The 12,031-nt window shown below is 38.0% G+C and carries 8 protein-coding genes and 1 pseudogene; 6 read left to right on the forward strand and 3 right to left on the reverse strand.

Annotated elements, in window-relative coordinates:
• Positions 1-8 precede the first annotated feature (8 nt).
• From IW492_RS14830 to IW492_RS14850, 5 genes are all read left to right on the forward strand, one after another.
• Entirely contained in the window at positions 9-692 is a 684-nt protein-coding gene (locus IW492_RS14830; RefSeq protein ID WP_202068563.1) for a hypothetical protein, read from the forward strand.
• A gap of 257 nt (positions 693-949) precedes the next feature.
• On the forward strand, positions 950-2,368 hold the full coding sequence (gene uxaC / locus IW492_RS14835; RefSeq protein WP_202068568.1) for a glucuronate isomerase: 1,419 nt from the start codon (positions 950-952) through the stop codon (positions 2,366-2,368).
• Positions 2,369-2,609: 241 nt separating this feature from the next.
• The gene (gene xylB / locus IW492_RS14840) at positions 2,610-4,106 is read left to right on the forward strand and encodes a xylulokinase (RefSeq protein WP_202068569.1); all 1,497 of its coding nucleotides are present in this window, start codon (positions 2,610-2,612) and stop codon (positions 4,104-4,106) included.
• Between the two features lie 234 nt (positions 4,107-4,340).
• Positions 4,341-6,464: a glycoside hydrolase family 3 C-terminal domain-containing protein gene (locus tag IW492_RS14845; RefSeq protein WP_236671940.1), complete on the forward strand. Its 2,124-nt coding sequence runs from the start codon at positions 4,341-4,343 to the stop codon at positions 6,462-6,464.
• Positions 6,465-6,811: 347 nt separating this feature from the next.
• Positions 6,812-8,449, forward strand: a complete 1,638-nt coding sequence (locus IW492_RS14850) for a glycoside hydrolase family 43 protein (protein ID WP_202068603.1) — start codon at positions 6,812-6,814, stop codon at positions 8,447-8,449.
• Positions 8,450-8,896: 447 nt separating this feature from the next.
• On the opposite strand, the pseudogene IW492_RS14855 reads toward IW492_RS14850, so the two are convergent.
• Positions 8,897-8,992 (reverse strand): annotated as a pseudogene (locus IW492_RS14855) (helix-turn-helix domain-containing protein); the annotation flags it as partial.
• A 228-nt stretch (positions 8,993-9,220) separates the two neighbouring features.
• On the opposite strand from IW492_RS14855, the gene IW492_RS14860 reads away from it, so the two are divergent.
• On the forward strand, positions 9,221-9,640 hold the full coding sequence (locus IW492_RS14860) for a YbaN family protein (protein WP_202068571.1): 420 nt from the start codon (positions 9,221-9,223) through the stop codon (positions 9,638-9,640).
• 82 nt (positions 9,641-9,722) lie between these two features.
• Here IW492_RS14860 and IW492_RS14865 read toward each other — a convergent pair whose 3' ends face one another.
• Positions 9,723-10,448 carry a LytR/AlgR family response regulator transcription factor gene (locus tag IW492_RS14865; RefSeq protein ID WP_202068572.1) on the reverse strand — a complete coding sequence of 242 codons (726 nt, stop codon included), beginning with the start codon at positions 10,446-10,448 and terminating at the stop codon, positions 9,723-9,725.
• Positions 10,449-11,762, reverse strand: a complete 1,314-nt coding sequence (locus IW492_RS14870) for a GHKL domain-containing protein (protein WP_202068573.1) — start codon at positions 11,760-11,762, stop codon at positions 10,449-10,451. It lies immediately after the preceding gene.
• Positions 11,763-12,031 lie beyond the last annotated feature (269 nt).

The raw sequence follows: 12,031 nt of genomic DNA on the forward strand, positions 1-12,031 counted from the left end.
ATAAATCAATGTTTAATCATCAGTTTGATTTTATTACTGATTGGACCGTTTCAGCTGTTCAATTCAGTTATCGATTATTGGTTCAGAACACGTATTTCATACTCTCGAATAGCTTATTTTTAATTCTGTTGCTGTTTCTTCGTTTGACGATGAATAATTTTGTTTTTTTCATTGTTCCAATCTTTTTTTTGTTAGCTAGTTTTTCTGCTCAGTTTAAATCTATTCAAGAAAGCAAAGAGGACACAATTTCAATTGGAAGATACATCTCTTTGTATAAAGAAGTTTTAAAAAATGGTTGGCAAACTTTCTTGGTCTATACATTTTTTATCGTACTCATAGTGCTGGATCTGAGGATATTATTTGTTGCAAATTTAACAATGATGATGTATTTGTTGATCATTGTAGGCTGCTTCTTATTAAGCAGCATGTTCTTTGTCTTAGTTATTTCAACAGATACACGGGTAAAAGCAATTTCTTTAAAGCGAAGATTGGTCTGGTCATTGTTTATCAGCTGCCGATTGCCTCTGGTAACGTTAGTGAATTTTCTTTATGTACTGCTGGCTATTTTTTTCCTTCAAAACTTTTCATTGGCTTATCTATGTTTTTTAGGAGGAGCAGTAAACTATTATGTGTATTTAAATGTGAATCGACGCTTTTCAATAGACTTGTTTTTTGAACAAATGAATCGATAGCAGAAGCAGGGCACACAAAAGTTGAACTTGTTTTAACTGGTGCTGACGGGCGTGGTTTTTAGTCTGGGAAAAACAGATTTTTGTAATTTCAAAGGTGATCCGTGCTGAAGTTGGATTGGTTTTCAATAAGTTCAAATTGAAAAACAACGCTGTTTATTCGGATTTTAATAAGGTTGACGTACTGTCAATGTCTCTGAGTAATTGAGTTTTTAACGAAAGTATTTGTCGGAAGAAAGGGGAGAAGGAGTACGTCTGTTATGTTTATTCATCATGATTTTTTATTGCAAACAGAATTAGCAAAAAAGCTTTATCATGAAAGTGCTGAACATCTGCCGATTATTGATTATCATTGTCATTTGGAGCCTCAAATGATTGCAGAAAATACAAGGTTTCTTTCAATTACAGAATTATGGTTAGGTGGAGATCATTATAAGTGGCGCGCCATGCGCGCTTGCGGAATCGACGAGAGGTATATCACAGGAGACAGCAGCGACTGGGAAAAATTCCAAGCGTGGGCTCAGACAGTGGAGCGTTTGTTAGGCAATGCATTATATCATTGGACCCATTTGGAATTGAAGCAGTATTTTGGTATTACAGAGCTTTTAAATACACGAACAGCCGAACAGATATACAACAGTTGCAATGAGTATCTGGCTGCTCATGAAGTCACTGCGCAGTCTTTAATTATAGAGTCAAATGTTCAATATATTGGAACGACAGATGATATTTTAAGCGACTTGAGTTTTCATCAAGTAATTGCTGCATCCGATCTTCCTTGTACGGTAGCGCCAAGCTTTCGACCAGATCCGATCCTTGGGATTGAGAAAGCCGGATTTTCAAAATATATTCATAGGATAGACAAACAAACAAAGACACAGCTGACGACTTTTGAGGCAGTGGTGAAGTTTTTAGAAAAAAGGATTGACTATTTCCATAAGCATGGAGGCACGATTAGTGATCATGGGTTTACAGCATTCGTCTATGCTGAAGCAAGTGAGGAGGAACTGGATGCTATTTTGCAAAAAGCCTTGGCTGATCTGCCGTTATCTACCCTTGAAATTGCTCAATGGCAAGGACAGTTGCTGCATGCCTTAGGGAAAATCTATCATCGCTATGGTTGGGTCATGCAGCTGCATTTTGGGGCAGTACGTAGTGCAAATACCCGATTGTTTAATAGGGCAGGTCCAGATAGTGGCGGAGATTCTATTTATGATCAAGCGGAGCTTGCATGCCCATTAAACCAATTGTTGGACAGTCTGGATAAAACGAATCAACTGCCTAAAACAATTTTATATAATTTAAACCCCAATCAAAACGACCTTATTGCTGCAACAGCTGCTAATTTTCAAATGAATGATCATGGCATAAAAAGTCGAGTACAGTTTGGAGCTGGCTGGTGGTTTAATGACACCTATCGAGGAATGATCAATCAAATGGAGGCTTTGGCTGATGGAGGCATTCTAATGAACTTTCTTGGGATGCTGACGGATTCAAGAAGTTTCTTAAGCTATTCTCGGCATCATTATTTTCGGCGGATTTTAGCCAATTATTTAGCTGAAAAGGTTGAAGCAGGTATTTACCCAAATGATTATCATTTATTAACTCAAATGATTCAGGAAATTAGTTTTCTGAATGCAGAGACCTATTTTAATTTAAGAAAACGGATTGAAGACTGAATGGAATTACTAAGATAGATGTATAAAAGTAGTAGTATGGGTTCTGGAAGAGTACCCGGAAATAGTTTGGGAGATTTAGGAGACACCACTTAACGTGTTAAAATACTTGAATTTCACCACCTTCATAGGAAAAAAATACAATAATAAAAAATATAAAGCTCAGCTGAATGTGCAGAGTTACCCTTAGAGGCTTAAAAAGTGAAGGCTTTATAAAAAAATAAACATAGAGAAGGAGAGCCAAATGAGTTACGTACTAGGATTAGATTTAGGAACCAGTTCTATTAAAGGATTGTTAATGAATAAAGCAGGTCAGATAGTGACTTCAAAGGTGTGTGGTTATCCTTTGGAAACACCTAAACTGGGCTATAGTGAACAGGATCCAAAATGTTGGTTGGAAGCAACAAAGAGTGTTTTACAGGAAATGCTGCATGAGGTGCCTGATATGGCTGAAAAGCTGGAAGGAATCAGCTTTTCAGGACAAATGCACAGCTTGGTTTTAGTTGACGGGGCAGGTGAGGTCCTACGAAATGCCATTTTGTGGAATGATGTTCGAACAACAGAACAATGTCGGAAGATTATGACGAAAATGGGAGAAAAGGTTCTTAAAATCACAAAAAATATTGCTTTAGAAGGATTTACATTGCCAAAAATTCTTTGGGTTCAGGAAAATGAACCGGATATTTGGGCAAAGGCGAAAAAATTTATGCTGCCGAAGGATTATCTTGCTTATTATTTAACTGGGGCGATTCAAATGGATTATTCAGATGCAGCCGGTACTCTTTTACTGGATATTGAATCCAAAAATTGGTCAGAAGAAATGATGACTGCTTTCGGCTTATCTGCAGACTTTATGCCCGCTCTTATTTCTTCATCGGGCTTTCGAGGAAAGCTGTTGCCGGAGCTTCAAGAAACCTTTGGATTTAAGCAAGAGGTTAAAATTTTTGGCGGTGGAGCGGACAATGCTTGTGCAGCACTTGGTGCAGGAATTGTATCAGAGAATATCGGAATGGCCTCAATTGGTACTTCAGGTGTGTTTTTAAGCTATGAAAAGAATGCCGAAAAAGATTATCAGGGTAAGCTTCATTTATTCAACCATGTGATTGAGAATGCCTGCTACTCGATGGGTGTTACGTTAGCAGCAGGTGATAGCTTAAATTGGTTCAAAACAACATTTGCACCTGAGCTTTCGTTTGATGAACTTTTAAAGGAAGTTGATACTGTTGTGCCCGGGAGTGATGGCTTGCTGTTTACCCCATATATTGTTGGTGAGCGAACGCCGCATGTGGATAGTAAGATTCGCGGTAGTTTTATTGGCATTGACACCCACCATCAGTTGAAGCATTTTGCCCGTAGTGTTTTGGAGGGAATCACGTTCTCTCTACGTGATTCACAGAAGTTGATGGAGCATGTTGCAGGTAAAAACTTTACCAAAATTGTTTCTGTTGGCGGCGGGGCTAAAAATAAAGCTTGGTTGCAAATGCAGGCAGATGTCTTTAATACAACGGTTGTAAATCTAACTGCTGAACAAGGTCCCGGACTGGGCGCTGCAATGTTGGCAGCACTAGGCTGTAATTGGTTTGATACAGCGGAAGAGTGTGCAGCTGCTTTTGTTCACTATAAGGATGAATATCAGCCAATTCCAGAAAATGTTCAAAAATACAAGAAAGTCTATGCTATTTATAAGGATGTTTATAATGCAACAGCCGATTTAACGCATCGTTTACAGACAATCTTATAATATTTTTAAATGAATAAATAAAATTTTTGAAGAAGCTGTTCACTAGGGCGTGTCTGAAAAGTTAGTGGGATTCGAATTTTTCAGTGATTTTTGTTGAAATCAAGGAAGAAAACACAGCTTATGTGGTTCATAAGCGAGTATTTATGACGAGGAGTTCGATAAAAATCATCAAACTATTCGCCGCTTGAGTTTTCAGACACACCCTAATAATATAGGATGAAGGAGGCAAATTTTTTGATCCCACGAGAAGATGCACGAGTGCTTGCAAAAGAAATTGTGCAGGAAATGACGATTGCAGAAAAAATAGATCAGATAAATTTTCGAGCACCAGCTATTCCTCGCTTATCTATTAAAGAGTACAATTATTGGAATGAAGGGCTTCACGGTGTTGCCAGAGCAGGTGTGGCAACTGTTTTTCCTCAAGCGATCGGGCTGGCTGCCGCTTTTGATGAGAAGCTGTTGCAGGATGTTGCAGAAGTTATTTCTATTGAAGGTCGTGCGAAATATAATGAATTCGCCGCTTTAGAGGATCGAGATATCTATAAAGGGCTGACGTACTGGTCGCCTAACCTTAATTTATTTCGCGATCCACGCTGGGGGAGAGGGCAGGAGACCTATGGTGAGGATCCTTTATTAATTGCCCGATTAGGCAAAGCATTTATTCAAGGGTTGCAAGGAGACGGTGCTTATTTACGTTTGGCAGCGTGTGCTAAGCATTTTGCTGTGCATAGCGGACCAGAGAAAGATCGTCACTCCTTTAATGCTGAAGCAAGTTTGAAGGATTTGAATGAATTCTATTTACCGGCATTCCAAGCAGCAGTTGAGGAAGCTGACGTTGAAAGTGTCATGGGAAGCTACAATGCGATTAATGGTATACCTGCATGTGTCAATCAGACCTTTCTTCAGAAAATTTTGCGCCAGCAATGGCATTTTGACGGACATGTTGTGTCAGATTATGCTGCGTTGGAGGATGTGCACGAACAGCATCATTACACAAAATCAGCCAGTGAAACAATGGCTTTGGCAATAAAAGCAGGCTGTCATTTATGTGCAGGAGAAATATCAGATGCGCTGTTTGAAGCGCTGAGCCGTGGTTTGGTTACAGAAGAGGAGATTACACAAGCGGTTGTTTCCTTGTATACAACACGTGTGCGTTTGGGTATGTTTGATGAGGACTGTGAATTTAATGCTGTCCCATATGAAATCAATGACTCTCCCAAGCATCAGGAAGTAAATCTTGAAGCAGCGCAGCGGGCGATGGTTTTATTAAAAAATGATCATTTTCTGCCAATGGACAAAAAGGAATTGACAAGTGTTGCAGTGATTGGTCCAAATGCAGCCAATCAGCTTGTTTTGAGCGGTAATTATTTTGGTACAGCTTCTAAATACCATACATTTTTATCGGGTATTCAAGACGAATTAGCGGACTCAGCACGTGTTTATTATGCTTTAGGCAGTCATTTATTTAGAGACCATGCAGAATCAGGACTTTCAAAACCGAATGAACGTGAATCAGAGGCGTTAATCGCAGCCAAATACTCAGATGCAGCCATCCTTTGCTTAGGATTAGATCCAACGATCGAAGGCGAACAGGGAGATAGCGGGAATGTTTATGGAGCTGGCGATAAAGATAGTTTATCTTTGCCTCCTCCGCAAAAACGGTTATTAACCCGTGTTTTAGAACAAGGTAAGCCTGTGGTAGTTGTTTTGTCTTCAGGCAGTGCGTTAAGTTTGGATGGTCTGGAGGAGCATCCACTAGTCAAAGCCGTAATTCAAACGTGGTATCCGGGTAGTTTTGGCGGCAAAGCATTGGCCGATATTCTATTTGGTCATATCAGTCCAAGCGGCAAGCTGCCCGTTACGTTTTATCAGGACAGCTGTGAACTGCCGGATTTTAAAGATTATGCAATGGACAATCGAACGTATCAAAATACTGAAGCACGGGTGAACTATCCTTTTGGCTATGGTTTAAATTACGGAAATAGTCAAATAACAAATGTTGAGCTGACAATATCTGATCGTATTCAGTTGACGATGGAGCTTGAAAATAACTCTGATTGGAGCATTGAAGAGGTTTTACAGATTTATGTTCAAATTCATGGTTCTTCATATGCTCCAAGGCATTGGAAATTAGTAGATTTTAAACGAATTCAACTGGCTGGTAGCGCCAATCATACATTGGTTGTTGAGCTGGAAAAAAATTGTTTGCAGGTTGTGAATGAACAGGGGCAACGGATTTTTGATGGTGAGCGTGTGACTTTCCATATTGGATTTTCGCAGCCGGATGAGCATTCTCAACGTCTGACAGGGAAAAAAGTAATCAGTCAAACAATCTTGTTATCAGAAATAACAGGCTAAGAATGGAATGAACCTGTGTCAATTATTGCTATTTGTAGGCAATTTATCGGAAATAACGGTTTCTTTCGATGGAAAAGTCATTTTGTTAACGCTGCCCGTTAGTTAATGAAACGTGAATGGATAGAAATGATCGGAATAATCAACAGATTTAAAAATATCATACCGCATAATTATCATTACAGAAATTTTTAAAGAGTCAGTTGATTGAGACCTGCCAACAAATGGAAAATTATTCTGTGCTATCTGATCTGCTGCTAAAGGATGAACGGCATTTCTTTTTGGGAGAGGATCAATTACTGGTCTCATTGATGATTTCGGAAATACTTACTCAAGGAGCTGAACTTATTATGAAAATTAAAAATCCTGTTCTGCCAGGCTTCAATGCTGATCCATCTATTATCCGTGTTGAGGACACTTATTATATTGCAAATTCAACGTTTGAATGGTTTCCTGGTGTTCGTTTGCACGAATCCAAGGACTTGGTTCATTGGAATTTATTGCCATCCCCTCTTTCGACAACCACGTTATTGGATATGAAGGGCAACCCTTCATCTGGTGGTATTTGGGCACCTGATTTATCATATGCTGATGGGAAATTTTGGCTTGTTTATACAGATGTTAAGGTTGTTGAAGGTGCCTTTAAGGATATGACGAATTATTTAACGACGGCAACAGATATCAGAGGACCGTGGTCTGATCCGATTAAGCTGAATGGTGTTGGTTTTGATGCATCACTGTTCCATGATGACAATGGTCGAAAATATCTGGTTCAGCAAACATGGGATCATCGTGAGTACCGTCATCCTTTTGACGGCATCACCTTAACAGAATTTGATGTAACGGCGATGAAATTAGAACCCAAGACAGCTCGAACGATTTATCAGGGAACAGAGGTGAAGCTTGTTGAAGGACCTCATATCTATAAAATTAATGGCTACTATTATCTTTTTGCTGCAGAAGGAGGGACAGTATTTACCCATCAGGAAGTTGTGGCACGTTCTAAAACATTGGATGCTCTTTCTTTTGAAACAGAGCCGAATGGTCCATTTATTACGAATTTCGATACACCAGCCTCTTATTTACAAAAACAAGGACATGGTGCTTTAGTAGACACACCAAGTGGAGAATGGTATTATGCTTCGCTTGTTTCACGTCCATGGCATCACCCGAATGAATCAGTAACCGATCCTCGCGGCTGGTCAACATTAGGTAGAGAAACATCCATTCAAAAAGTGGAATGGGACAGTGATGGATGGCCGCGAATTGTGGGCGGACATGGCGGAACAACCTATGTAGACGCACCAAAGGACGCACAACTGACCGAAGCACCAAAGGATCACTCACAGTATGACACGTTTGAGCAGTCAACGCTGGATTTGAACTGGAATACTTTGCGGGTACCCTTTTCAAAAGAGATGGGAACCATTGGAAACGGTGAACTGCAGCTGATTGGGCGAGGAAGTCTGACAAACAGCCACGAAACTTCCATGATTGCTCGTCGCTGGCAGGCCTTTTATTTTGATGCAACAACCAAGGTGAAATTTGAGCCATTTTCTTACCAGCAAATGGCAGGCATGACTAATTACTATAACCATAATCATTGGTCATTTGTTTTTGTAACATGGAATGAAATCAATGGTGCAGTTATAGAGGTTGCTGAAAATAATCGCGGACACTATACCTCATATTTGAAAGAGGCGGCGGTTAAAATTCCGGAAGGTACGCAGTATGTTTGGTTCAAGACAAAAGTTCGTAAGGAAAGTTACAGCTATGCGTACTCCTTTGATGGACAAAATTGGCAAGATCTGCCGGTCACATTGGATGCAGCTGTTTTATCAGATGATTATGTTTTACAAACGTATGGCGGGTTCTTTACCGGAGCGTTTGTTGGACTGGCAGCAGTTGATTATTCCGGCTATGAAACGACAGCTGTCTTTGATTATTTTGATTATCAGGAATATGGTGATGAGGCAAGCTCTGTTTAATAATAAAGGCTGAAGAGAAGATTCTCTATTATTACAGAAAATTATTTGGCTAATCCAGATGGATGTTAAATAAAAGTACTGAACTATAATCATTCAGAGAAGCACGATAGAATAACCCGAATGAGTTCATTTTGGAGGAGGAAATTTTTTCATGTACAAGCAGCTCAGGATTTATTAGATGCAGGTGAAATGAAAATAGGGATTATATGTGGTAGAGATTTTTGGCTAGAATTTAATTGATGAGTTATATTATGAATTAGAGAACCGATTACTCATCGTGATGATAAAAATAGATGGTCATTTGACGAAGGAATTAGAGGTTGTGCCAAAGCTTCTTCCTGCGATTACTCATCGTAGGAAGAAGCTTTGGCACGATTTCTTTTCATCATAATTACTAATCATTAAATGATAGTTTATTCAGGTTGGGTATCATAAATCAAATAATAATTATTTCACATCAATATAACTGTATAAGGTATATTTTGAGATATTGAAAAAGTCGGCGATTTTATCGTCTGATTTTGTAACTAAGAAAGCCCCCTTTTTCATTTAGAAAGTCGTTGTCTGAAGAATAACTTTTATTCGGTTATGCGACTGTATTCCTTTTTGTTCTTATATGCTATACTGGACAGGCGGTTAACTGGAAGTTGAATTGTATAGGACAACATGAAGAAAAAATTGGGAGAAGCTGCCGGAGGTATCAATAGAGGCAGACCATTCTGATTTTATTTTTCATGTTTTGATTTCAGGGAAGATAAGGAGTATCATTTTATGAAGAAGACACTTTTCATTGGCTTGGGAGCTATGACTTTAGGGCTGGGAACTCTGGGAATAGTTGTTCCGTTTTTACCGACAGCTGTTTTTTATTTACTAACAGCATTTTTTTGGATGAGGAGTTCAGAAAAATTATATGGGCGATTTATTCAGTCTGAACGGTATAAGCAGTATGTGCAGGAGCCGATTGTTAAAAAGAACATTTCTACAAAGAATATGCTTCGTATGTTTATCGCTATTTTTATTGTTTTTTTGATTCCATGTATTTTTGTGGATAGTATAGTGATGCGCATAACCATGGCTTGTGTTTATATTGTCCATGTTGTCGGGTTAACCTGGTATTTAAAGGGGAAGAAAAATAGAAAGACAGATATGAAAACGAATCTGATTAAGATTGATGAGAGGAATAAAAAATAGTAAGCTGTCTCATAGAGTAAATGAAATGCTGCCTGAAGTGAACCTTTGTTAAAGGTCATTTCGGGCAGTATTTATAATAGTATTAGTACATTTGTGAAATTTTCTTATACTGCTGTCTTGAAACCGGACAGGTACAATTGTTTTTCAAATGAAGAATCCGCTGTGATTTATCCAGATAAATCACGTTCAGCCAGTTTACTAAATAAGCTTTATGGCAGCGTATAAATAAAGGTTCTGTTTTTTCAAGATTATTTAAAGTGGAACTGAAATTGAAGGCACCATCTTTTGTATACAATCGGATTCGATGTTTGCCGGGGAGTGTTTCAAAATAAAGGATATCGCTTTTTTTAACATTCAGTGTGGTGAAACGATTTGAAAAACGGATATTTTCATCTGCGCTTTTTTCATTTCGGGTATTCTGAGCATGGAGAATACAGGAAATTAACTGTTCAATAATTTTTTCTTCTGAAGAACTTTTTTCAATAAAATCCAGCGCAAAGGTCCGATAGGAAAATGCTTCTTTTGCCATAGCACCATGTGCAGTAAAAAAAATAATTGTTGCCATTTTGAACTCATGTCGAATTCTTGAGGCTAAAACAAGACCAGCCCGTTCATCTCCGAGTATATTGATGTCCAATAAAAAGATATCTTCCTCTGTAAAAAGCATTTTACTTGCTAGAAGTGATTCAGCAGAATCATAATAGTTCAGACTGGAAAACATCAGACCCATTTGATGCTGCAGTTTACTCAGGATATTGGCAATCCTGTTATGATGATAAAGTTCATCTTCCAAAACAAAAACATTCATTTAACATTTCTCCCCAGATAATATAAATAGAGTCTGTACAAATTTATTGTCAGAAACTGATGTTTTTAAAGTAATATTTGGATAAGCTTCCAAAAGATTATCCACGATAGACAAGCCTAAACCGGAATGTCCGTTTTTCCCTGAAACATACGGATTAGAAAGCTCCTGTACAGCTTCAATTTGAGTATGCAGACTATTTCCTATACTGATTATATGACCGTTTTCCGTTTCAAGAAAACTAATTTCGATAGTAGAATTATCCATTTTTTCTGCTTCTTCTATCGCATTATCAGTTAAAATTGAAAGCATTCGAATCAAATCAAGCGAAAGGATAGCTGCTGTCTCCATATCTGTTTTTACGTGAAGCTTAAGAGTGATATTTTTGTGAATAATTTCTGTAATTTTACTTGAAAGAAGTGATTTAAATTCTGGCTTTAAACAGTTTAGCTTGAAGAATACCGCATGGTTATCGGTCAACTGCTTTTTTGAAGGCAAAATGACTCTTTGATAGACTGTTTTTATTCCGGTAATGTTTTCTTCGTTGATTACCTGCTCTAAGCTTGTAAGAATATTCAGGTAATCGTGGCGAAAGCCTTGAAGGTTAAATAATGACTTTTCCAATTCCATGGTGTATTGTTTCAGCCCTTGTAACTCTATATCGTGAAATTCTTGTTGTTGCTGTTTTTTTAAACTGTTTACTGCCAAATCATGGAGGAATGACAGCAGGACAAATAGAAAGTAAGCTAAAACCAGTATTCCTGTTCGTTCTATTCCCAATTGAGTGAGTGTCAGATAAAGGTAGAAGCTGACAAAAAGCAAGCTAAATAGGAACAGAGAAAGGTACAGCAGCTGAACTTTAAGAGCAGCCTTTTTAATATCAATGTTTCTTTTCTTCAACCCATCCAGCAATCCGCTATATCTAAAATTATTTTTGAACAAAAATAAGCCTATCTGACAGGATATAAAACAAACGAATCCATATACCATAAGACTTGGGATGAAAGAAAGTACCTCAATCGATTGTGATACTGACACGGAAAAAAGTAAAAACAAGAGCAAACCTGAATGCAGCATAGATATTGACTGTACATTTGTATTATTCAGCCAGAACAACTGATACAACAAAAGCGACAGAATAATTAATACAAATGACAGACACTTATCCAACAGAGAGCCAGGCATCATCGACAGTAAAATCAACCCATACAACAGCAGCAGTAATTGAAACAGGCGAAAGGCAGTTTTGTTCAGTGAAGTAACAAAACTGCTTAAGAGAAAAATTATTATAAATAAAGTTCCCAAAAATAGTTTCATCGACTTACCGCTTCAAATTGTCAACAGACAATTCATCCATTCTGGAAAGTTGCCAATAGATATTTCCTGATTGTTTTTCATTTCCCGGCAAATACAACACTAAACCTCGTAAATCTTTTTTCATACTATTTCTCCTTTTTAATTCATAGTTATATATGAAGTTACTGCACCAACAGTAATCCAGATACCTTATTTCTTTTGCTGACGCTGAACGCTTAAATGTAACATTTATTCCAAATGAAGACAACAAAGACTAGGTTTGAATTTAC

It is taken from the genome of Enterococcus sp. BWB1-3 (assembly GCF_016745275.1).
Lineage (GTDB): Bacteria > Bacillota > Bacilli > Lactobacillales > Enterococcaceae > Enterococcus_L.